This window comes from Flavivirga algicola, assembly GCF_012910715.1.
Lineage (GTDB): Bacteria > Bacteroidota > Bacteroidia > Flavobacteriales > Flavobacteriaceae > Flavivirga > Flavivirga algicola.
The window spans coordinates 293,998-318,156 of the sequence record NZ_JABBHF010000006.1 but is presented as its reverse complement, the minus strand read 5'-3'; the positions used below and the strand labels follow the sequence as shown (position 1 = coordinate 318,156).

At 29.9% G+C, this 24,159-nt stretch carries 22 protein-coding genes; 4 read left to right on the top strand and 18 right to left on the bottom strand.

Annotated elements, in window-relative coordinates:
• Positions 1-15: 15 nt before the first annotated feature.
• The 17 genes from HHX25_RS12535 to HHX25_RS12455 form a co-directional block, all read right to left on the bottom strand.
• Positions 16-1,227, bottom strand: coding sequence for a glycosyltransferase (locus HHX25_RS12535; RefSeq protein WP_169673909.1), 1,212 nt, complete (start codon positions 1,225-1,227; stop codon positions 16-18).
• On the bottom strand, positions 1,224-2,333 hold the full coding sequence (locus tag HHX25_RS12530) for a glycosyltransferase family 4 protein (protein ID WP_169673906.1): 1,110 nt from the start codon (positions 2,331-2,333) through the stop codon (positions 1,224-1,226). Before HHX25_RS12530 ends, HHX25_RS12535 begins: the two co-directional genes overlap by 4 nt.
• Positions 2,334-2,359: 26 nt before the next feature.
• Entirely contained in the window at positions 2,360-3,508 is a 1,149-nt protein-coding gene (locus HHX25_RS12525) for a glycosyltransferase (RefSeq protein ID WP_169673903.1), read from the bottom strand.
• Between the two features lie 3 nt (positions 3,509-3,511).
• Positions 3,512-4,615 (bottom strand): polysaccharide pyruvyl transferase family protein, encoded by a 1,104-nt coding sequence (locus HHX25_RS12520; RefSeq protein WP_169673900.1) that lies wholly within the window; start codon positions 4,613-4,615, stop codon positions 3,512-3,514.
• Between the two features lie 15 nt (positions 4,616-4,630).
• On the bottom strand, positions 4,631-5,578 hold the full coding sequence (locus HHX25_RS12515) for a glycosyltransferase (protein WP_169673897.1): 948 nt from the start codon (positions 5,576-5,578) through the stop codon (positions 4,631-4,633).
• A gap of 11 nt (positions 5,579-5,589) precedes the next feature.
• Positions 5,590-7,068: an O-antigen translocase gene (locus HHX25_RS12510; RefSeq protein ID WP_169673894.1), complete on the bottom strand. Its 1,479-nt coding sequence runs from the start codon at positions 7,066-7,068 to the stop codon at positions 5,590-5,592.
• A 19-nt stretch (positions 7,069-7,087) separates the two neighbouring features.
• Positions 7,088-7,777, bottom strand: coding sequence for an acyltransferase (locus tag HHX25_RS12505; RefSeq protein ID WP_169673891.1), 690 nt, complete (start codon positions 7,775-7,777; stop codon positions 7,088-7,090).
• The gene (locus HHX25_RS12500; RefSeq protein WP_169673889.1) at positions 7,777-8,886 is read right to left on the bottom strand and encodes a DegT/DnrJ/EryC1/StrS family aminotransferase; all 1,110 of its coding nucleotides are present in this window, start codon (positions 8,884-8,886) and stop codon (positions 7,777-7,779) included. Before HHX25_RS12500 ends, HHX25_RS12505 begins: the two co-directional genes overlap by 1 nt.
• Positions 8,887-8,904: 18 nt before the next feature.
• A complete protein-coding gene (locus HHX25_RS12495; RefSeq protein WP_169673886.1) occupies positions 8,905-9,834 on the bottom strand; it encodes a GNAT family N-acetyltransferase in 930 nt (309 codons plus the stop codon).
• A 17-nt stretch (positions 9,835-9,851) separates the two neighbouring features.
• Positions 9,852-10,328 (bottom strand): acyltransferase, encoded by a 477-nt coding sequence (locus tag HHX25_RS12490; protein WP_169673883.1) that lies wholly within the window; start codon positions 10,326-10,328, stop codon positions 9,852-9,854.
• Positions 10,315-11,253: a DegT/DnrJ/EryC1/StrS family aminotransferase gene (locus tag HHX25_RS12485; RefSeq protein ID WP_169673880.1), complete on the bottom strand. Its 939-nt coding sequence runs from the start codon at positions 11,251-11,253 to the stop codon at positions 10,315-10,317. The genes HHX25_RS12490 and HHX25_RS12485 overlap by 14 nt, the downstream gene beginning before the upstream one ends.
• A 2-nt stretch (positions 11,254-11,255) precedes the next feature.
• A complete protein-coding gene (locus tag HHX25_RS12480; RefSeq protein ID WP_169673877.1) occupies positions 11,256-11,675 on the bottom strand; it encodes a sugar 3,4-ketoisomerase in 420 nt (139 codons plus the stop codon).
• Positions 11,659-12,069 carry a sugar 3,4-ketoisomerase gene (locus tag HHX25_RS12475; protein WP_169673874.1) on the bottom strand — a complete coding sequence of 137 codons (411 nt, stop codon included), beginning with the start codon at positions 12,067-12,069 and terminating at the stop codon, positions 11,659-11,661. The genes HHX25_RS12480 and HHX25_RS12475 overlap by 17 nt, the downstream gene beginning before the upstream one ends.
• A complete protein-coding gene (rfbA, locus tag HHX25_RS12470) occupies positions 12,069-12,932 on the bottom strand; it encodes a glucose-1-phosphate thymidylyltransferase RfbA (protein WP_169673871.1) in 864 nt (287 codons plus the stop codon). The genes HHX25_RS12475 and rfbA overlap by 1 nt, the downstream gene beginning before the upstream one ends.
• A 24-nt stretch (positions 12,933-12,956) precedes the next feature.
• The gene (gene rfbB, locus HHX25_RS12465; RefSeq protein WP_169673868.1) at positions 12,957-14,006 is read right to left on the bottom strand and encodes a dTDP-glucose 4,6-dehydratase; all 1,050 of its coding nucleotides are present in this window, start codon (positions 14,004-14,006) and stop codon (positions 12,957-12,959) included.
• A 104-nt stretch (positions 14,007-14,110) separates the two neighbouring features.
• On the bottom strand, positions 14,111-15,394 hold the full coding sequence (locus tag HHX25_RS12460) for a nucleotide sugar dehydrogenase (RefSeq protein ID WP_169673865.1): 1,284 nt from the start codon (positions 15,392-15,394) through the stop codon (positions 14,111-14,113).
• A 22-nt stretch (positions 15,395-15,416) separates the two neighbouring features.
• Complete coding sequence (locus HHX25_RS12455; protein WP_169673862.1) at positions 15,417-16,415, bottom strand: SDR family oxidoreductase; 999 nt, start codon at positions 16,413-16,415, stop codon at positions 15,417-15,419.
• Positions 16,416-17,097: 682 nt separating this feature from the next.
• Between HHX25_RS12455 and HHX25_RS12450 the strand changes: the two genes are divergently transcribed.
• The 4 genes from HHX25_RS12450 to HHX25_RS12435 are packed head-to-tail and all read left to right on the top strand — an operon-like array spanning position 17,098 to position 23,381.
• Positions 17,098-18,228 (top strand): DegT/DnrJ/EryC1/StrS family aminotransferase, encoded by a 1,131-nt coding sequence (locus tag HHX25_RS12450; RefSeq protein ID WP_169673859.1) that lies wholly within the window; start codon positions 17,098-17,100, stop codon positions 18,226-18,228.
• A complete protein-coding gene (locus HHX25_RS12445) occupies positions 18,225-20,165 on the top strand; it encodes a polysaccharide biosynthesis protein (RefSeq protein ID WP_169673856.1) in 1,941 nt (646 codons plus the stop codon). Before HHX25_RS12450 ends, HHX25_RS12445 begins: the two co-directional genes overlap by 4 nt.
• 43 nt (positions 20,166-20,208) lie before the next feature.
• Positions 20,209-20,982: a polysaccharide biosynthesis/export family protein gene (locus HHX25_RS12440; RefSeq protein ID WP_169673853.1), complete on the top strand. Its 774-nt coding sequence runs from the start codon at positions 20,209-20,211 to the stop codon at positions 20,980-20,982.
• Positions 20,983-20,996: 14 nt separating this feature from the next.
• The gene (locus HHX25_RS12435; RefSeq protein ID WP_169673850.1) at positions 20,997-23,381 is read left to right on the top strand and encodes a GumC family protein; all 2,385 of its coding nucleotides are present in this window, start codon (positions 20,997-20,999) and stop codon (positions 23,379-23,381) included.
• Here the strand turns inward: HHX25_RS12435 and HHX25_RS12430 are convergent.
• The gene (locus HHX25_RS12430) at positions 23,378-24,124 is read right to left on the bottom strand and encodes a tyrosine-protein phosphatase (protein WP_169673847.1); all 747 of its coding nucleotides are present in this window, start codon (positions 24,122-24,124) and stop codon (positions 23,378-23,380) included. The two genes, HHX25_RS12435 and HHX25_RS12430, sit on opposite strands and share 4 nt — an antisense overlap.
• Between the last annotated feature and the right edge of the window lie 35 nt (positions 24,125-24,159).

The following is a 24,159-nucleotide window of genomic DNA, read 5'->3' as shown; positions in this document are numbered from 1 at the left end:
ATATATTAATATATTTTACTTTTTCAAGTATTCTTTTGTTACAGTATCTATATCAAATTTGGCAAGTAAAATATCCTTATTTTTTTTCAATACATTTTGATGTTTATTAGATTTCATTACAGATTTTATAGCCTTAGCAAACTTTATTTCTTCTTCAATAAATTCATTGTTACTAGGAATGCCTAATTTACCAAAAAAAAGATTAGGCGTTACAATACCGCTTTCTGTTTCAATGTTATCATTTACTTCTGTGATGTCAGAAGTTCCCATAAGCTCTGTAATACCTTTGGTACAAAAAGAAGAAACTATTGGAGTTTCAACGCATATGGACTCTACAATAACATTGGGCGTTCCTTCATAATGAGAAGAAAGCGCTAATAATTTAGCTTTAGACAAGTAGTTGTAGGGGTTGCTTTTTCTACCTAAAAACACGACGTTTTTAGCAATATCAAGTTCGTCAATTAGTTTATTTAAATGCTCTCGGACTTCATTATCTCCATCTCCTATAAAAACAAGTTTGGAATTTGGGTTTTCAGGTAAGACTAATGAAAAGGCTTTGATGAGATGCCAAGGAGATTTTTGAATTGATAATCGACCCAAAAAGAGAATGAGGTTTTCAGTTTGAGAAAAAAGCTCTAATTCTTTAGAATCTTCTATTTGTTGTTTTGATAGCCTATTTATTTCTATTAAATCATGAGGGTTATATATAACATTTAGCTTATTAACAAACTTAAAACCACATTTACTTATTAAATCCTGTTTGATATCTTTACTTATACAAACGACCTTGTTAATAAAGTAATAGGAAGTTTTATAACTTAATTTAAAGATGGAATTAAAGAATGATTTATTAGAGAACTCAACACTCTTTAAGGCATGAATACTAGCAATTTTGAATTCTTTAGTAAATGTTAATGAACTAAAGAAATTTGCCATATCCCCAAAAGCAATGGAGTGGGTTATTTTTTCTTTTTTTATAATTTTACGTAAAAGCTTAGGAGCGGTTAAATAAAATTTAAAACGCTCTGAAGCTGACATCTGATAAAAATCTTTATCTTTAAAATATAGTTCGTCCTCTCCAAAATTTATAATATCAGACTGTAATTTTATAAACTTAATAGCTTTAACATTATACCCTTTTTTTTTGTAGTGATTATGAAAAGACAATGCTAACCTCTCCATCCCACCAACACTACCATAAGGCATAATTAAAAGGATATTTTTCATAAAGCATTTTGATTTTTTAGATTTTTAAATAACTCATCCCACTGTAACATAATATTTTCAGCTAAATACTTTTTTGCTGTGCTTCTTGCATTTAATCCCATTTTAGAGCGCAATTCTTGCTCTTTTATTAATAGAACTAATTTATTAGCAAACTCATTAATATCTCCATTTTCTATTAAAAAACCATCTTTATTTTCTGTAATGATATCCTTTGGACCACATGGGCAATTATAAGCAACACATGGAAGTCCAAAAGCCATAGCTTCTATTAATACCATACCAAAACCTTCAGACCTAGAAGACATAGCATATATTGAAGCTTCTTTATATTTATCTTGAATATTTTTAACTGGATTGAAAAAAGAAACATTTTTTTTAATTCCTAAATCATCAGCTAATTTAATATGTTTTTTTTGAGCATCTATTTTTCCATATATTTCCAAATTCCAGTTTGGATATTTACCTACCACTAGTTTCCAACTTTCTAATAACCTATCATAACCTTTTTGAAACCCATGATTGCCAACGCTAATAACCGTTCTTTTGGTTAGAAGCGCTCTTTCTTCTGGGTAAAATGAAAGAGGATTAGCAATAACATGTAAATTATTAAGAGGCCATTCATTTAAATTGTCATTTGTCAAAACAATAAAGGCATTAAATGCTTTAGCTCCTTTATGCATCAATAAATTAAAGGCTTTAAATTTTAGCTTCTGAAGAATATTTGGTGTGTCAGTTTTTTTTATGATATTTTTAGAAGCGTGCCTTTCATATATCATAATTGAGGATTTACCGATTAATAGTGGTAAAAAAAAGCCTTTTAAACCGTCATCACATACTAAAATAATATCGGGGTTTATTTCCTTTACTTTATTTCGTATACCATTTATATAGCTTTTAATATATTTAAAAACACCTCCACTGGCTTTTATATTATGAAACTTTATTTTATCACTAAAATTATAGAATAATGAAGAACTTAATTGGTTAAGCGTAATGATGTCTAGGTCATACCCTAAAACATCTGCTAAATAACTTGCTTTTATTGATAAAACACGTTCTAAACCTCCAGGCCCATCAACACCATTTGTAATATATAGAAGTTTCATTTTAGTAATATTTAATAAGGTTTTATTTAAATTAATTTATTGAATTTTGCTAATGATTTCTCTTTATCATCATTTTTCAATTTCGATAAGTTATTTATAATCTTATTTTTAAATTCTCTATTTTCAATATATACCAAAATATTATGAGCAATATCATTTGCATCCATTTCGCAAATAAGTCCAGTTTCGTTATGAGTTATTAAGGATGGTGCTGTTGGAAAATTAGTCGTTACGATTGGTTTTTGTAAAATGGCAGCTTCAATTACGGTTAGTCCTAATCCCTCAAACAAAGATGTTTGCACGTATATGTTACAGGTGTTTATATATGGATAAGGGTTCTCTTTATACCCCAATAATATAAAAGTATCTTCTAAGTTTTCTTCTAATATGATTCTTTCCAGGTTCTCGCGCTCTGAACCTTCACCTATGACATACCATTTGTGTTCAATTCCTTTATCTTTTAGAATTTTGCAAGCTTTGATAGCTAATTCAAAACCTTTTGCTTTTGCTAAACGACCTACTGTCAATATTTTGAATTCATCTTTTTTTAAATCAAATTCAGTTTTTTCAAAACATTTGTTTTTAATGTCTAAATCATCAGTAATGTCTTTTATGATTTCTGTTGGTAAAACCTTATTATTTAATTTATTAGCTTTTATAAATGCTAATTCATTTTCTTGAGAAACGCAAATTATTTTTTTAAATTGGGTATATTTATTATAATCAAATGATGCTTGGTAGCCTGCTTTAATGTAATCTGTATTCAACCAGGAGTATTTTTTTTGAGCTAAGATTTTTTCTGCAACATAATATGTAGCAAACCCTTGATTGTAAGCGATAGCAGTATCACAAGTAATTTTATTTGCTCGAATAGAATTGCCAAATGTTTTCCAAAATAGCTGAGCATTATGGTATCGTTTGTTCTTATTTAATTTTTTATTTATCAAAAAACGAGCTCTTAAAAATAAAAGGGAAACTTTATTAATTCCTTCAAACGGGTTTATATATGTAATGCTAACTTCTTTCGGAACAAATTTTTCAAATTCTCCTCCTTTTCTAAACAATAAGAGTTTTACAGCAAAGCTATTATAATCTAAAAAGTCCAAGAGAGTTACCAAGCTTTTTTCAGCTCCTCCGTGGTGTAAAGATTCTATAACAAAAACTATCTTTTTCATGTTTTAGCTACTTATAGCTTCTTTTAAAAACCGTTTAGACTTATCTATTGCTTCATACATCTTATTATTAATAAAGTCATAAGAATTAATAGGTTTTATAGTTTGTTTTTTTATATCGCTATCATCATTTAGTAATAAATTAGAAATACCAAATAATGCTAGTAAATCTCTCATTCTAGTATTAATTTTTTCTTTTCTATTAACCACTAAAAACTGTTTGTTAAAGATTAAAGAAAAGGCAACAGCATGAAATGAATTAGAAATAATGAGTTCGGCATTTGCTACTAAGGATAAGAAATGTTCTGGACCCTTTTGCCAAAAATTAGTGTCAGCATATTTTATATTCTTATTTACTGCAAAAATTTTGAGTCCGTTTTCTTTTGCTAGTTTTAAAGCTAGTTTTTGTATAAGAGAATTACTGTCAAAATCATAAATTAATATGAATTTTTCATTTATAGGAAAGACAAATTTATCATTCCAATATTCTTTGTTGAATAAAAACACTGGGTCTAAGACTTGTGTTGCATTTATTTCAAGCTGTTCTAAAATATCCACACCTGAAGTTTCTCTAACAGAAACAGAATTTAAACGTTCTATTTTTTCTTTAACAAAAGGTTTTAAACTTTCTTTTATTTCATCAATTGCAAAACTAGCAGCATAGGAAATTTTTAGTTTATCGTTAGGAGCAAAATCTAAATAAAATGCTGGATCTTTACCGTTCTGAAAAAAAGAATTCCATATTTGATCACTACCACAAATATATACATCAGCAGACGGTATATTTTCTTTTAGTTCTTCATTTGATTTATACAAAACATCACCTGTTTTGATATATTTTTCTGAAAAAATGTCAAAAGCTTTTTTCTTTTTCAATTCACCAATCCTAGACGGTAATTTCGCTAATAAATATAGATGTTTTATTATAGGAATTTTAAGAGAAGCATTTGGTACACGCCATATATTTAAATGGTTACTTAAATAGTTTGGCTTGTAATGAATAGCTTCAGTTTCATGCCCCAATAATTCAAGGTAATTAATTAGTGCATATTCTTGTAAGCTAGCACCATAATTATAAACCTCATGGCAAGTTATTGTTTTTATTTTCATAATCTATATATTATTTTATTTGAAAAAAAGACGTGTTTTCTTTTCAAATAATGCAAGTTTTATTATTAATTTATACATAACCTTCGTTACAATATTGTTAGGGTATTTTCCAGTAGAAGCAAATCTAAATTTTACTTTTGCCTTTAAATAATTTAGTATTAAAAACCTTTTTAATAATTCTGGATAGATTTCAAAATTATAGTATTGTTGAATTGATTGCAGAAACAATTTAGAAACAGAATTACTGTTTTCACTATCATTTGAAATGGATACTTCAGAAATTCGATAGTAAACCAAGTTTTCATTTAATAAATTAAATGGAATCCCCTTTCTTAAAGCTTTTATAAATAAGGGAACATCTTCAAGTAACCTATATTTCTCGTTATACCCACCTAGCGATACCAATATTTCTTTAGAAATAAATCCAGATGGCGTAATAGTAGGCCTGTCACATAAATAATCTAAAAATTGATGCTTCTGTTTTTTTGTAATTAATTTATCAATTTGATCTACTCTTACAATATTATCTATAGAATTTTGAAAAAAAACTAGGTTACTAAATAAAAATGAAGGCTTTAGCTGATCTTTATTTACAAAATCCATATAAGATTTCACACAATTTATGTCTAAAATATCATCTCCCGCAATGAACTTTAGCCATTCACCTTTTGCCTTTTTTAACCCTCTATTTAAATTAGCTGGAATGCCCGTATTTTTTTGTACGGTAATTAATTCTGTTCCTATGAACCTATCTTTGTTATTTTGAAGCCATTCTTCACAAATATTTTTGGTATCATCTGTTGAACCATCATCCGATATAATTAATTCAATATTATGATAACTTTGATTTTTTGCACTCATTAAGGTATCCAAAAGGTACTTTGATGAGTTATAAGTAATAACAATAATTGATACCATTGGTTTTAAATCATTTACAGTATCTTCAGAGTGTATTTCTATCATATCTTTTTGAATTACTTTTTTCTAAATTTTGAAATAATTTCTTTTAGATTCAATCGGTTATCTAATTCCTTGAATGAGTACCAACAAGAAACAAAAATAAAAGGTAACCCCATTATATATGCCCAAGGAGTAGGAATGAATTTGATTATTAAAAAACTAATAATCCCTAGTATTAACTGAAAGCTAAATATTTTATAAAAAACTAAATTAAATGTGAAATTATATTTATAATTAGCTATAAAATATATTTGTATTAATGAGAATATATAACTTATCAAAAAGGAAATCCCTAAACCATTTAGGCCTAAATATTTATACCCAATAAGATTAAAAATTATGATGTAAACATTCGCTATAAGTTCGCTCCAAAAAAATACAGTTGAAGCGCTTTTTGCTAATAGTATAAATCCAATTGACCAGCTGGCTGCTTTAAAATACATGCCTAATGCTGCCCAATGTATCATGCCACTTACCTCAATAAATTTTGTTGAATATAAGATTATAATTACCCAATTTATAAATATTAGAAATATGGTTAAAATCGGAGCTAAAATTAATATACCAACCTCTGCTTGCTGATTAATTAACAACGCCGCTTTTCTATTGTCCTTAGCAACTCCTGAAAGCCTTGGGTAATAATCTGTAGCCATAGCAGAGAAAATCAGCCCAACATAAGTTCCTATAATGGTAAAACCTGCATTATATAAACCTACATCATCAACCCCTCCTATATTGCTAATATAGATGCGAACTATATAAGAAGCAGCCACGCCTATTAACCCACTTAAACTTAACATAAATCCCATTTTCAACATGCCCTTGCTTTCGTAAATAGTTTCTTTTCGAGTTACTTTAACTTTTTCTATAGTGACTTTTCTTGAAAAATACCAGGTAATTATTAATGAGAATATGGAAGCCATTATCATTGCGGGAACAATGCCATCAATTCCGTAATAATAATATAAAGGGACGGTTACGAATAATCCAACAAAAGACCCAACCATATTAGCTTTGGCTAAATATTTTAACTTTCGAGTGCCTTGTAGCAACACGCCTTGACCACTAGCTAATTGATTAAACAGGAGTGTACAAGATAACCAGATAAATGCCACTGTGTATTCAGTATTTCCAAAGGTTAAATTACTTAATGCTTTAGAAAAAATTAATGTAACAAAAGCACCTAGGAGTCCCGTTAACCAAACTAAACGCCTAAAAATACTGATTACTTTGCTAATTCTATTTTGATCACCTGTTTCATAAGCTGCAGCTATATCTCGAACAGCACTCGTTCCTAATCCAAAATTTGTTAAAGAGGATATTAAACCTAAAGAAGAGCCAAGCAATCCTGCAATTCCCATTCCTGCAGGACCTAATAAAACAGCTATTATTTTTGATCGAACTATGGCAATGATTATATTAAAAACCTGGACACCACCAAATAGAGAAGTAGCCTTTATTATATCACGGTAAGACTTTTTATCTTCGTTCATCTTAATTTTTAAAAATAGTTTATATATCTCTTGACCAATTTATCTCCTGTTTTATTATTTTTGGTGGAATTCCAGCAATTAATACATCATTTGGAAAAGTTTTATTTACAATTTTAGTATTACTGGCAACAATAGTATTGTTACCTATTACAGTTCCTTTTAAAATGTTACAATTATTAGCAATCCATGTATGACTGCCTATGATCACATCTTTTTGATGGTTTTGCCCTTCAATTGAGTGCCAATCTGAATCACTAATGAAATTACCCCATGCACATATAAAATCTTCACCAATACTAATTTTTTTATTAACCATAATTAGGGTGTCGCATGTAATTCCAGAGTCACTTTCTTTATTTTTCCCACCTATAATAAGAGTAGAATTTGCATTTAACATTACTCTTACCCCATTACCTATTGAGAAATCATTATTAATTTTCAATATCGAGTTATTTCCAAGAGAAATTACCGTCTTTGAGTTTCCTCCTATATGTGATGTAATTCGTAAAGTTCCTTTAATGAATAGTTGAGATGTTTTTCGTTTTCTTAATGAGAATTTTAAAAAGGGTTCGGTTATGATTATGTTTCCGCCACCACTATCTATTTTTCGAGTGTAATAATACGATCTAATATTGCAAATCAATCTATTGACTACCAATAAAGGAAGGCTTAGTACTATTTTTTTTATGATGTTAAGAAATCTTTTCATTAATTATCAGTAGAGTACAGGTTAATCGTTTTGGTTATTTTTTCTAATTCAGATTCACTCAATACTGCACTTATGGGCAAACTCAAAACATCTTCATGTATTTTTTCTGTCGTTGGTAAGCTTAAATGATTAAATTCTATATAAGCTTGTTGTTTATGTGGTGGAATAGGATAATGAATTAGTGTTTGTACACCATTTTCGTTTAGATATTTTTGTAATTTTTCTCTTTTTGAAGTCCTTATTACGAATAAATGCCACACATGGCCGTCTTGGCTTAAAACTTTGGGTAATATGATTTCAGGATTATTAATATGTTGCAAATAATAGTTAGCAACGCGCCTTCTACCTGTTATATCTATATGGATATACTTTAATTTCACATTTAAAAAAGCTGCTTGTATTTCGTCTAATCTTGAATTAAGGCCACGATATACATTCTCATACTTCTTAGAAGACCCATAATTAGCTAAAGTACGAATAACCTGAGCTAATTCATCATCATTTGTAGTAACTGCTCCGGCATCACCTAAAGCTCCTAGGTTTTTACCGGGATAAAAACTATGGCCTGTAGCATCCCCAATACTTCCCATAACCTTTCCTTTCCATAAGGCACCATGTGATTGAGCGCTATCTTCAACTAACTTCAGATCATATTTTTTACAAACATCTAACATATTATCATCAATGGAATTCTGTCCATAAAGATGCACTGTCAAAACAGCTTTTGTTTTAGGTGTAATTGCATGTTCAATTTTACTGGAATCTAAATTATAAGTATCAATATTAGGCTCAACAAAAACTGGAACCAAATGATTGTCAGTAATGGCTAATATAGATGCAATATATGTATTGGCAGGAACAATAACCTCGTCTCCAACTTGCATGATTCCTAATTCGATATAAGCTTTAAAAACAAGCCTTAAGGCATCAAGCCCATTAGCAACCCCAATAGCATGCTTTGTTTGACAAAACTTAGCATAATTGGTTTCAAAAGATTCTAATTCATTTCCCAACAAATACCAACCAGAATCGATAACTCTGTTAGCAGCCTCTTTAAGCTCCTGTTCATATTGTGCATTTATTTTCTGAAGATCAAGAAATTTAACCATTTTTTATTAAATATTTATTTACAAACTAATATTATAAAAATCTATTGCAACGCCTCTGCTTCCCATCATTTCTTTCTGTTGAATTAGTCCCTCATTCAAAGATCTGCCTTGATCACTTGTAGAAATACCAAAACTATAAAACTCCCTATCACTATAAACTTCATTTATTAAACAATTATTTATAAAATCTAATGCCCCAATTTTCCTACCTTCTTGAGAGTTAGCCATATATTGTGTATGCACAACATTATCAAAATCATAAATTACTATTCCTGCTAATAAAACGTTATCTTTTCTTGCTTCAAATAATTTTATTTTATCAGGAAATGATTTTTTTAAATTATTAATTTCTTCTAGCGTATGAACAGGTTTTATACCAAACTTTGCCAGAACATTGGTTAACAAATCCCAATATTCTCCAAAATCGTTGTTTTCAGAAAAAACGATCTCGTTTTTCATGCATTTTGCTACAGCCTGTCTTTTACTTTCTGAAAAACGAATTTTATTATTTATTTTTATGACAGAAGAAATATCCCTTCTAATAAGTTTTGCATCCATTCTAAATAAGGCATATAAATCTTCTTCTGAGGGATATTTATGAAAAATAGAAGGTACTACTTTATAGATTATGTCTGTAAAATTTAATTTTTTATAATATTCTTTAATTTTTAAAAATATATCCAATACTTCCACAGCCCTTGTATCATGTCCCATTATTAAAGAGCCAAAAGTCAAACCTCCGTGAGAAAATATTTTATTTTCGTTTTCATTTGCGGGAAATAATGCAATTACTTTGTTTTTTTTTAAAATAATTAAAGAATGATCTGTGAACCGTTCTTTATGATAATCTAAATATTCACGATAAAAGAGAAAAACTCCATTTTTGCTTTTTGGAATAAAGTCATCCCAAACTGTTTTTTGAGTGCTATCGTATTTTTTAATTTCCATTTCTTATATTTTTTTAACTATTTAGTTATAGTTTTAATTAATTTAGCAGGGTTTCCTCCAATAACAGAATAGGGGGGGAAACTAGAATTAACAAAGCTATTAGCCGCAACCACACAAAATTCTGAAAGAATAACATTTGGCATAATAACTACATTAGCTCCAATCCAACAATGATCTCCAATTACTACTTTTCCTTTTATCAAAGGGAAATATTTTTGCATTTCCGAGCTAGCATTTGGACCTGAATCACTCATTATATTTACATTTTGTGCTATAGAAACATTATTTCCAATAGTCACTTTTTCAGAGAAACCATTAATTATTGAAAACATTCCAATATAGGTTTCACTTCCTATTTCTAAAATATTTGATTCTGAACCGTAAATACTGCAATGTTTTGCAATTTTTACATTATTTTGAATCGTAACATTATTGATCGAAGTTGTACTGTCTACAATAACATCTTTTCCTAATGTAATATTACTGGTTTTCAATTGTAAAATATTTAATAAGATTAATAATAAAATCTAAGTCAACTTTCTTTAAATTTTGATGTACAGGAATGTAAAAGGCATTCTCTCCATAGAAAACACTACATTCAACACCATTTTTCTGCATAAAAATTTTAAGTTTATCCAAATTCAAAGAATCTGTAGTAAACATATAAACAGAAGGTGTCTCTTTTAGGTTTAAAGCAAACCTAGTTTCTAATCCAATTTCATTTAATTTTAAAGCATAATAATTATAATTTGCTAATCTTTTTTTGATTATTTTTTTTTCCTTTTTTAAATAAAAATAGGATGTCTTTTTTAAATCAATTTGAAAAGGCAAATCGTTTCTGCTTAGCTCATCACTAAATTCGGGGTTATTGTATCTTAAAACACCACCAAATTGTATGGGGAAGAACTTAGGCAAACTATAAACAGTAAAATCTCCATATGTTCCAGCTTTATTATCAATATCATTGGAAAAAAGAGACATTGCTAAATCTTCTACAATTGGCAAATTTATTTCTCTTAGTTCATCCATCTGCTCATAAACGACTCCAAATTCATGAATAACAAATATTAATTTAGTTTTATCACTTAGATTTCTTGACCAATTACAATACTTCTCAATTTCATTTGTGACACAACTACTTACATATTTATTGCCTGTACTTGTTACGATATAGACTTCATCGTTTCTGTTTAAGTTGTAGAAAGATAGCGCTTTGTATATAGCTTCTTTACCGTTCATTAAAAACTCATGATTATTGCCAAACCTCGAATTAAGTTTGGCAACCATATCATTATTATCTACAGGAATGGATTTAATCTTGTCCATTTTAGACAATTCTTTAACATTAAATGGACTTATATAAAATGAAGGAACTCTAAAATTTTCCGGATTAATTATTTGACCTTTCCAATAAATCATTTCTAATTTCGATATTTTAAAAATTTACTGTAATCTCTTATATAATCATTTTCATCATAAGCATGTGATGCCAATACCATACAAATAGATCCAGAGGAAAAATTATCTAGTTCTCTCCATAAACCTGGTACTACATGAAGCGCTAAATTAGGTCTATTAAGAGATACTCTTTTTCTATTTAATCCATCATCTAGAATAACATCAAAACTTCCACTAGCAGCTACGATAAATTGTTCCAGTTCATAATGTGCATGCCCTCCTCTTGCTTCTCCACTCGGGACATCATATAAATAATATATGCGATTAACATTAAAAGGGATATTATGTCCATTTTCTATGACTGTTATATTTCCTGCATTATTATGAATTTTGGAAACATCTATCACAGAACAATCATAAACTGTATTATTTTTTAGCTTCATCTCTAATGATTTTAAAATTATCAAAATCTCTTATATAGTCTTTTTCATTATACTCCATAGAAGATACAATAAGAGCTAGAGAGTTCGTTGAAAAATTTTCAAGCCTTCTCCATAATAAGTTTGGAACATAAAGTCCATAATAAGATCTATTTAAGCTATATTTTTTTTCTTCAACTCCATCATTAAGTATAACATCAAAGCTACCTGAAAGTGCTATGATAAATTCCGTAGATTTCTTAAAAGCATGACTTCCCCTAATTTCTCCACCTGGCACATCATAAATCCAATAAGTCCTTTTTATATCAAATGGAATTTGATTATTACTTTCAAAAAAGCTTAAATTGCCACGTTTATCTAAGATTTTTGGCAAATCAATTTGTTTGATTAGATCCATTATGAATTTACTATTTTTTGAATATAACTTCCATAACCACTTTTTCCATATTTTTTTGATACTTCCAAAGCTTGTTCTTCATTAATATATCCGTGCAAGTAAGCTATTTCTTCTATGCAAGCAACCTTCTTATCTGTTCGTTTTTCCATAACTCTCACAAATTCAGTAGCGCTATCCATAGCATCTACTGTACCCGTATCTAGCCATGCCATACCTCTGGTCATGATTCCAACCTCTAATTCGTTAAGGTCCAAATACATTTGATTCAACGTGGTAATTTCTTTTTCTCCTCTTTGAGAAGGCTTTACTTTTTTTGCAAATTCTACCACTCTGTTGTCATAAAAGTATAAACCAGGTACTGCATATGAAGATTTTGGATGTTTTGGTTTTTCTTCTATACTAATAGCTTTCTCTTTTTTATCAAATTCGACCACACCATAACGCTCTGGATCATTTACGGGATAAGCAAATATTGAAGCTCCTTTTATATTAGTTTTACTTCTTAACAGTTTTCCAAAGCCATTCCCATAAAAAATGTTATCACCAAGCACAAGAGCTACTTTACTATCTCCTATAAATTTTTCTCCAATGATAAAAGCTTCGGCCAGTCCATTTGGTTCTGGTTGTACTGCATACTCAAAACGACACCCTACTTGGGAACCATCACCTAAAAGTTTTTTAAATGCTTCTTGATCATGAGGAGTCGTAATTAAGAGCACTTCTCTTATTCCAGCAATCATTAAAACGGATAGTGGATAATATATCATTGGTTTATCATAAACAGGTAATAGTTGTTTACTAACAGATATAGTTAAAGGATACAATCTTGTTCCTGATCCTCCTGCTAAAATAATTCCTTTCATATTTTATTGTTTTTAGTATTGTCACTAATTCTGTAAATACATTTTATCATAATAGGATTGGTAATTTCCAGAAGTAACATTTTGTAACCATTCTGAGTTTTCTAAATACCAATCTACAGTTTTTAACAAGCCTTGCTCAAAGGTTACTGAGGGACTCCAACCCAAGTTGTTGTTGATTTTTGACGCATCGATAGCATACCTTAAATCATGACCAGGTCTATCTTTTATAAATGTTATTAACTCCTGAGAACTACCAAGCTTTCTGTCTAATTTCTCATCCATAACATCACAAAGTAGCTTCACCAAATCCAAGTTTTTCCATTCATTAAATCCTCCAATATTATAAGTTTCGGCATTTTTTCCTTTATGAAAGATTAAATCGATTGCTATTGCATGATCTTTAACATATAACCAATCCCTTGTATAATTCCCATCTCCATAAACAGGTAAAACTTTGTTATTTATAATGTTATTTATAAATAAAGGAATAAGTTTTTCAGGAAATTGATTGGGACCATAATTGTTTGAACAATTAGAAATCACGTAAGGTAAATTGTAAGTTTCTCCATATGCTCTCACAAAATGGTCTGAACTTGCTTTTGAAGCTGAATAAGGTGAATTAGGAGCATAAGGCGTAGACTCTTTAAAAAGACCATCAGTTCCTAAAGTTCCATAAACTTCATCTGTACTTATATGGTAAAATAGTTTATCATTCCAGTTATCTTTCCACAAATTCTTAAATGCATTCAGTAAAATCATAGTACCCAAAATATTTGTTTTTGCAAATGCTAAAGGGTCAGTTATAGATCTATCTACATGAGATTCCGCTGCCAAATGAATAATTGCCTCAAATTTATATTTTTTGAAAATTTGTTTTATAAAATCTTCATTTGTAATATCTCCTTTTATAAAAGTATAATTATTTAAAGACTCTAAATCTTTTAAATTCTCTAAATTTCCTGCATACGTCAGAGCATCTAAATTATATATTTGATAATTCGGATATTTAGTAGCAAACAATCGCACTACGTGAGAGCCAATAAAACCTGCTCCTCCTGTTATTAAAATTTTCATAAACATCAATTTTAAAGGTTTTAACTTTTTTCAATTCAAACAAAAAATGCTAAAAGTGTTAATTTTTAATTAGGCTAAATATTTTTTTAAGCTAGTATTTTACATTAAAGCCTTCCATTAACGTTAGTATCTTTTAAGACACCTTTTACATCATATAACACGCCATTAGTATTTAATATATCACTAAAATCATTATTTAGGAATTCGTCATGAGCTACTGTTAAAACTACAGCATCAAATTTATTGTTAGACAGTACTTTTGTAGTTTGCAAATTATATTCATTCTCAACCTCTTCTGGTTCTGCCCAAGGGTCATAAACAGTAATATTTGTACCATAACTTTTTAATTGATTAATAACATCAACAGCTTTAGTATTTCTAACATCTGGACAGTTTTCCTTGAATGTAATGCCAAGAACTAATATCTTAGCATCTTTAATGCGAATATCATTCTTTACCATTAATTTAATAACTTCAGAAGCTACATATTGTCCCATACTATCATTTACGCGACGTCCTGCCAATATAATTTCTGGATGATATCCAACCTCTTGGGCTTTTTGTGCTAAGTAATATGGATCTACACCTATACAATGTCCGCCAACTAATCCAGGTTTAAATGGTAAAAAGTTCCATTTAGTACCAGCTGCTTTGAGGACAGAATGTGTATCAATATCCATTAAATTGAAAATCTTAGCCAATTCATTAACAAAAGCAATATTTATATCACGTTGTGAATTTTCAATTACTTTAGCCGCTTCAGCTACTTTAATAGTAGGCGCTAAATGAGTCCCAGCTGTAATAACACTAGCATATAAAGCGTCCACTTTTTTACCAATTTCTGGAGTAGAACCAGCCGTTACTTTAAGTATTTTCTCAACCGTATGAAGTTTGTCACCGGGGTTTATTCTTTCTGGCGAATAGCCTACATAAAAATCTTTATTAAATGCAAGTCCGCTAATTTTTTCAAGAACTGGTACACATTCATCTTCTGTTACACCAGGATATACTGTAGATTCGTAAATAACGATATCTCCTTTCTTTAAAACTTTAGCAACGGTTTCACTAGACTTATAAAGAGGTGTTAAATCTGGTCTATTGTTCTTATCAATAGGGGTAGGAACCGTAATTACATAATAGTTGCAATCTTTTATATCTTCAAGTGAAGCACTACAATACAAACCTATGCCATCGACTGCATTGTTTTTTAAAACTGATTTTAAAGTATCGGAATCTACTTCAAGAGTCGAATCATTTCCTTCAGACAATTCATTAATTCTACCTTGATTAATATCAAAGCCTACAACATTATATTTAGTTGCAAAAAGTCTAGCCAATGGCAGGCCAACATAGCCCAATCCAATAACGGCAATTTTAATATCCTTCATTTTTTATTTTGATAATATAACTTTATTTTAAATTCTCCCAATACCACTTTACAGCTTCTTTTAAACCACTGTTAATATTGTATTTTGGGTCGTAATTTAATAATTGTTTTGCTTTATCAATAGAAGCTAAAGAGTGAGGGATATCTCCAATTCTATTATCTCTGTGTTTTATTTCAATATTACCTATAACGCTATCAAATTCAGATAAATATTCTTTTAGTAAAGTCGCTAACTCAATTAAAGTCGTTCGCTCTCCGTATGCGACATTGTACACAGTATTTAATGCATCTTTATTATCAACAGTCAATGCATTGATATTCATTTGAACCACATTATCAATAAAAGTAAAGTCTCTTGAATAACTTCCATCTCCATTAATAATAGGTGATTCGTGATTTATATATTGTTGAACAAACTTCGGGATTACAGCAGCATATGCACCATTTGGGTCCTGTCTTTTCCCAAAGACATTAAAATAACGTAACCCGACAGTATCTAATTTATATGTGCTAAAAAAGATTTCTGCATATAATTCATTTACGTATTTAGTGATGGCGTAAGGAGATAATGGTTTCCCAATAGTATCTTCAATCTTAGGCAATGCCTCATGATCTCCATAAGTTGAAGAGCTGGCAGCGTATACAAAACGTTTCACTTTGGCGTCTCTAGCAGCTACCAACATGTTTAAAAAACCAGAAACGTTGACGTCGTTTGTTGTAATGGGATCATTTATAGATCTTGGCACAGACCCTAAGGCAGCTTGATGTAATACATAGTCTACGTTTGTACATGCATTATGGCAATCATCAAGGTTTCTAATATCCCCTTCAATTAATTTAAAATTATCGTTACTTAAAAAAGGATCTATATTGGTTCGTTTTCCTGTCGAGAAATTATCTAAGCAAACTACCTTTATATTGTGGTCTAATAAAACTTCACATAGGTTAGAGCCAATAAAACCCGCACCACCAGTAATAAGTACTGTTTTTCCTAATAAAGTTTTTAGTTGTTGTTCGGTCATTTAGATTTAGGATTTATTTATTCGAGGCAAATATTAAAAAAATAAACGGAACGGGTTAACTAATTATATCAATACCCATTTTTCCCGATGAAATTCATCTATGTGTAAAAATAAACGACCAAACAAACCTTTATCTAAAAACCGACATTTATCTTCTTCAAGAATGTATTTTTGATCACTGTCTTTAAATGTATTAAAAAACCTACAAAAACACTAGGTTTAAGTAAAACACCACAGACTAAAAATTGAAATTATAGAATCGACAACATGCATACTTTTACTTTCAATTAAAAACATAGATGTATTTAACCGATTTTAATTACTCTTTTAGCGAATTAAATTAATTCTAGTCACATTGCTTCAAAACAATTACTAAATTTACGCCGTAAAACACAAATTGAATTGATTAATAGCAAATTAATTTAATTGTATTTAAATGATAAAAATAAAATATTTCCAAAATCTCTCAATCATTAATCTGTAAAATTAAAAATAGATTAATACAACAAATATTTTAAAAATCACTTAATACTAAATATTAATTTAAGCTAATAATAGGAATTAATTTTGTTTTATGGATAAAGAGGGAAATCATTCAGAAATAGTATATGTAATAAATTGTACAGTTGTAAAAAGCTGTACGGATATCTTATGCAATAAACTGAAATTATAAAACGTATAAATGTTGACCAAGACTAAAATATATTTATCATCTCCTCACATGGGAGGTTCGGAGCAGAAATTTGTAGCAGAGGCTTTTGATACGAATTGGATTGCACCATTAGGACCACATGTTGATGGGTTTGAAAATGATTTAAGGGATTATTTAGGTGAAAATAAACATGTTGCTGCGTTAAGCTCTGGTACAGCTGCTATCCATTTAGCACTTGAATTACTTAATGTATCTAAAGGCGATGAAGTTTTATGTCAAAGTTTCACTTTTTCTGCTTCTGCAAATCCTATACTATATCAAGGCGCTACACCTATTTTTATAGATAGTGAACCAGACACATGGAACATGTCGCCAGAGTTATTAGAAATAGCTATTAAAGATAGAATAGAAAAATATAAAAAACCTAAAGCGATAATAGCAGTACATTTATATGGAATGCCTTATAAGGCAAATGAAATTAATGCAATTGCTAAAAAATATGAGATACCAGTAATAGAGGATAGTGCAGAAGCTTTGGGTAGTACTTATTTTGAACAAAAATGTGCAACACTTTCTGATATTAGTATATTATCATTTAATGGCAATAAAATAATAACAACCTCGGGTGGTGGTGCTTTAATTACCAATACGCAAAGTCTAAAAGAAAAAGCAGTTTTTTTATCCACACAAGCAAGAGATAATGCGCCTCATTATGAACATTCATCTATTGGTTATAATTACAGAATGAGTAATGTTTTAGCAGGAATTGGTAGAGGACAAATGGAAGTGATTGATGATAGAGTTGAAGCTAGAAGGAAAAATTTCAATTTCTATAAGGCAAATTTGTCACAATTTAATACTATCGAGTTTTTAGAAGAACCTCAAGGGTTCTTTTCAAACAGATGGATTACTTGCATAAAAACAGATTCTTTCGAGACTCGTGAACAAATAAGACTTACGTTACAGGAGGATGATATTGAATCAAGACCATTGTGGAAACCAATGCACATGCAACCTGTCTTTAAAGATTATCTTCATTTTACAAATGGAGTTTCTGAAGATCTTTTTGATAAAGGTCTTTGTTTACCAAGTGGATCTAATTTAAGTCAAAACGATTTAGATAGAGTGCTAAATAAAATTTTAAAAACCCCCAACTTATGATAAATAATTACTTTACCTATTTCTCTCAGAAATATGCTTCGAAATGGCTCGTGCTAGCAATTGATTTGGCAATAGTCTTGTCAACGTTTTTTATTGCATATTTAATTAGGTTTAATTTTACATTAAATTTTGACTTAAAACAGTTTTTAATCCAATTACCCTTTTTAGCTACGGTAGCGACCTTTAGCTTTTTATTAATAGGGTCCTTTAAAAGTGTTATTAGACATACTGGTTTTACAGATGTTGTAAACTTATTTAAATCTGTTACTGTTATGTCATTAACGTGTATTGTAGCAGTTCTAGTAAACAGGATATTTGAAGTATTTCCAGGATTCACAATACCATTATCAATTGTAACCATGCATGCCTTATTGAGTTTTGTGATACTTAGTGCTAGTAGGTTGCTTTTTAAAATGACATATAAATACTTGAAGTGCAAGTTAATGTCTTCGAAACGCGTTTTAATTTATGGTGCTGGCGATTCAGGAATTGTTACTTATAATGCTTTAATAAGTAATGTTAGTACAAAATTTCAAGTCGTTGGCTTTATTGACGACAATTCAAGAAAAAAAGGTAAATCGATAAACGGTATTTCTATTTTTTCAAAAGAAAAAATCACTAATGCTTATATTGAAGCCAATCAAATAGACGAATTAATTATTGCTTCAAAAAATTTAGAAAAGGAAAACTTAATTGACTTTGTAAATCTAGATATAAAGATTACTAAAGTGCCGCCTATTGAAAGTTGGATTAATGGAGAGTTAAACGTTAAGCAAATTAAACAAGTGCAAATTGAAGATTTATTAGGAAGACCTCCTATTGAAATAAACAATCCTAATTTACTAAATGAATTTAGAGGAGAAACTGTTATTGTTACTGGAGCTGCTGGATCTATCGGTAGTGAATTGGTTAAACAACTTTCTAATTTTGATGTAAAGGAATTAATTCTTGTAGACCAAGCCGAATCTGCTCTTTATGATGTACAACAAGATTTAAAACAAAACGGAAAACATAATTTTACAGCTATAGTAGCCGATATTCGTGATGGTTTAAGAATAGATACTATTTTCCAAAACCATAAGCCTACTATGGTATTTCATGCTGCTGCTTATAAGCACGTACCATTAATGGAGAAATCGCCTTATGAAGCTATAAAAATTAATGTTAATGGAACGAAGCTTCTGGCAGATACGGCATCTCGATATAATGTAAAGAAATTTGTTTTTGTATCTACAGATAAAGCGGTTAACCCAACAAGTGTCATGGGGGCCACTAAAAGAATGGCAGAGATGTATATTAGCTGTCTTCAAAAAGAAAGTAAAACAAAATTCATTACAACAAGATTTGGTAATGTATTAGGGTCTAATGGTTCTGTAATTCCATTGTTTAAAAAACAGATTGAAAATGATGGACCTCTTACTTTGACACATAAAGAAATCACTAGATATTTTATGACCATCCCAGAAGCCTCTCAATTAGTCCTTGAGGCAGGAACTATGGGTAAAGGAGGAGAGATTTTTATATTTGATATGGGTGAGTCTGTTAAGATATATGATCTTGCCAAAAATATGATAAAACTTTCTGGCCTAAGATTCCCAGAGGATATTGATATTAAGATTACTGGATTACGTCCAGGAGAAAAGCTGTATGAAGAGTTATTGGCTAATGGTGAAAACACATTGTCTACATACCATAAAAAGATAATGATTAGTAAGACCAGGGAATTAGATTACGATAAAGTTAAAGCCCAAATAGAAGAGCTATGTATAACAAATCGTTTCCAAAATAACAATATTGTTATGAAAATGAAACGATTAATTCCAGAATATAAATCTAATAATTCTGATTACGAACGCTTTGACAAAAGAGTTCAGATTTATAAAAAAGTTAAAGGAATCTCTGAAGAAAGAGCCGATAAAAATTACGGAAACCTTTAAGAATCAATTTTAATTTTATTATTTTCCCCAAATAATGATAAAAATGGATAAACCACTTATACGAAGTAAGATACTAATTGCTGCCATAATAATTGGTATGCTTTTTACTTCATGTACATCAAAACAGGATATCGTTTACTTTCAGAATGCCAAGAGTTTTGAAACTGTTGTAGATACAGACACTTTCACTGCTAAACTAAAAGTGGGAGATGTTGTGAGTATTTATGTTTCCACTTTAGACCAAACAGTTACACAACCCTATAATTTAATTAGGTCTGCTGGTGCTCAAGGAGAACTTATAGACTACCTTATTGATGTAGAAGGTAATATTGATTATCCCGTTTTGGGTAAAATAAAATTGTTAGGCCTTACCGTTGAAGAAGCCAAAGCACTTTTTAAGAAAAAATTCGCCGAAGGCGACCTACTAAAAGATCCAGTAATCATTTTTAGAGTTCTCAATTTTAGGGTTACCGTAGCTGGAGAAGTTAACAACCCTGGTGTTTATCCTGTTTCTGGAGAAAGAATATCTATTCTTGAAGCACTTGGTATGGCTGGAGATTTAACCATAAAGGGAAGGAGAGATAATGTATTAGTTGTCAGAGATTTTAATGGTACAAAAACGTATACTAGAATTGACTTAACAAACAAAGAAGTTTTTAATTCACCTGTTTATTATTTAACACAAAATGATTATGTTTACGTAGAGCCTAATAAATCGGCAATAAGCGGTGCCTCTGGTGATGCAAGAATTGGTACAATAATTTCAATTACATCATTTCTTATAACAACAACACTTTTATTGATTACTAGAAACTAGAAAGAAAATTTAAAATGGCTTTAATTGACAACAGAAACTTATCTGATAATAATTCTGAAAATTTTAAATTTGATTTGAAGAAAATACTTTCTGTTTACCTCAAGCAGTGGAAATGGTTTGCGTTAAGTTGTATAATATGCTTAAGCATTGCTTATGTAAATTTAAGGTATACTACACCTCAGTATCTTGCAGTGGCAAAAATAATGCTTTTAGACGACAAAGATGATTCTGCAAGTGCTTTAAAAGACTTGTCTTTGTTTTCTGAGAAAGAAGGTGCCATGGTTGAGGATGAGATACAAGTTATTAAATCCAGGAGTTTTTTAAGGAATATTGTCAAAAGATTACATTTAAATATTAATTATTTTGTTAAAGGAAGAGTTAATGAATCTGAGCTTTATAAAAACTCTCCAATAGTTATAAACTTTATTGAAGCCGATTCAGTTATCAATAATACAGGGTTTGGTTTTTATACTGAAATTCTTTCTTCTACCGATTTCAATTTTAGAATTAATGAAGAAGATCCTCCTAAGAAATACACTTTTGGAGAAACAATCCCTACGTTTTTTGGAGGGATGATAATTACCCCAAAAAGTGAAAAATTAAAAGGTTATATAGGAAATAATATTAGAGTAAGGATAACACCTTTGGAATCATTGGCAGAGTCTCTTAAAAATAGGATTTCAATTTACCCTACAGGAATGTCGTCAAAAGTCATTGAGGTTAGTATTACTGATCCAGTTATACAAAAAGCAAAAGATATAGTAAACACTTTGATTGATGAGTATAATATTTCTACTATCCAGAAAAAAAATGAAATATCTAAAAACACTGCCAATTTTATTAATGAGCGTGTTGAATTGATAGCTTCAGACTTAGTGAATGTTGATGATAGTATTGTAAGATTTAAAACAGGGAATAAGGTAACCGATGTCGCTTCTGAAGCTGGTCAATTTTTAAATTCTAGTGCATTAAATGAGCAACAATTAGATGCTAGCAGAATGCAATTAAACCAATTAAACTATATGAAAGAGTCTTTAGGAGATTCTTCTGGAAAATATGATGCTATTCCATCTAATTTAGGCTTAGGAGATCAAGCAATTACTGAACTTTCATCGAGATATAATCAACTCCTTGAAAGAAGAAGAACACTCTTAAAAAGTGCTGGAGAGCAGAACCCTATAGTTAAGGAATTAGATCAAACATTAGGAGGTATTAGACAAAACCTTCAGCAGAGTATTAATAATTCAAGTAAATCACTTAGAATTCAGATAGGAAGTCTTGAAAATCAATCCAAAAGGATTAATTCTAAAATATACTCAGTACCAGGGCAAGAACGTAGGTTACGGTCAATAGAAAGGAAACAAGGCATCAAAGAATCTCTATATTTATATCTATTAGAGAAAAGAGAAGAGGCTACTATATCTTTAACAGCAACTTCTCCCAGTGCGAAAATAATTGATGAAGCTTACAATAGTTATGGAGGCCCGGTGTCGCCTAATAAGCGAATGGCTTATATAGCAGCATTATTTTTGGGTCTCATTATTCCTTTTTCTATTATTTACACTAAGAGTTTATTAGATACAAAAATCCATAATAAAGAGGATTTAGAAAAAGAAATTAGGAATATAACGGTTCTAGGTGAGGTTCCTAGAGTAAAGAAAAGCGATAGTACTTTGATAGAACGCAATGATCGATCTATTTTATCTGAGTCATTCAGAATAATAAGGACTAATTTCGATTATGTAAAAAGAGGTAGGGGTACTAAAGATTACGATAATGTTATTTTTGTAACATCAACAATTAATGGAGAAGGTAAGTCTTTTTTTAGCTTGAATATGGCACTTACACTAGCAAACACTGGTAAGAGAGTTTTACTCCTTGGAGCAGATATAAGGAATCCACAAATTTATTCTGCCATTAATAATGAAAAAGATAAAGTTCATTCAAAAGTTGGTCTTACAGAATTTTTAGTTGATAAATCGATAATAGTAGGAGAAGCTATTAATGCTTACGATATTAATGGTATAAACATTGATATTTTACTTTCAGGAAAAGTACCGCCTAACCCAGCAGAACTTTTGATGAATGATCGTATTAAGAACCTCTTTGATTCTGTGTCTAATCAGTACGATTGCGTTATCGTAGATACAGCACCATCCATGCTTGTTACAGATACCTTATTAATAAGTGAATATGCTGGACATACCATTTATTTGACAAGAGCTGATTACACCGAAAAACGTATATTGAATTTCGCCAAAGAACTCCATGCTGGTAATAAGCTTAATGGTATGATGCTTGTTGTGAATGATGTAAAACAATCTAATTTTGGTTATGGCGCAAAGTATGGTTATTACGGAGCTCCCAAAAAGAAAGGTTTCTTTAAAAGAAAAGTTTAAATCACCGAAAATGTTTGGTTCGTATTTTCTATGATACCATTTAAGAGGGTATTTATTTTTCTATGTAATATCAAATTTGATAATTTCTCTACATGCTTTTCATTGTGAACATCGGTACCGGCAAAATCAATAAGCTGTTCTTCCATTAAATAATTAGCAGTTTTTTCAACATTTTTACCGTAATGGTCACTTAACGATAATAGATTCAGTTGAAAGCTACATCCCAGTTGTTTTAATCTTTTATAGTAATCTAGATTATTATGATAAAACGAATAACGCTCAGGATGTGCCAATATAGGCATATATCCCTGTGTTTTAATTTTAAAAATAATGTCTTCTAAATTTATTGGTGCTTGAAAATAAGACATTTCAATAAGCACATAATTTTTTTTTAAAGTAAATAAATTTCCATTCTCTAATAAACTTTCAAAATGATTATCAAGCATATACTCTGCTGCTGGATTTAATGTAATACTTTCCAGTAAATTTGAATCTAACGCACCTAATAAAGCTTGAAAAGCATCTCCTATTGTAGCGTCTGTATTAGGATAAAAATCCTGCATAATATGAGGTGTGGGGATATACTGCTTTATGCCTAACTCGTTCATTTTCTTTAATAAGCTTAAAGCATCTTCAATGGTCTTAGCTCCATCATCTATACCAGGAAGAATGTGATTATGAATATCCACAAAATCTTCCAATAAATCTTTTAAAAATAATTTCTTAGAAAAAAAACGAAGCATTTATAAAGTTACAAAATATATTATGCCAATTGTAT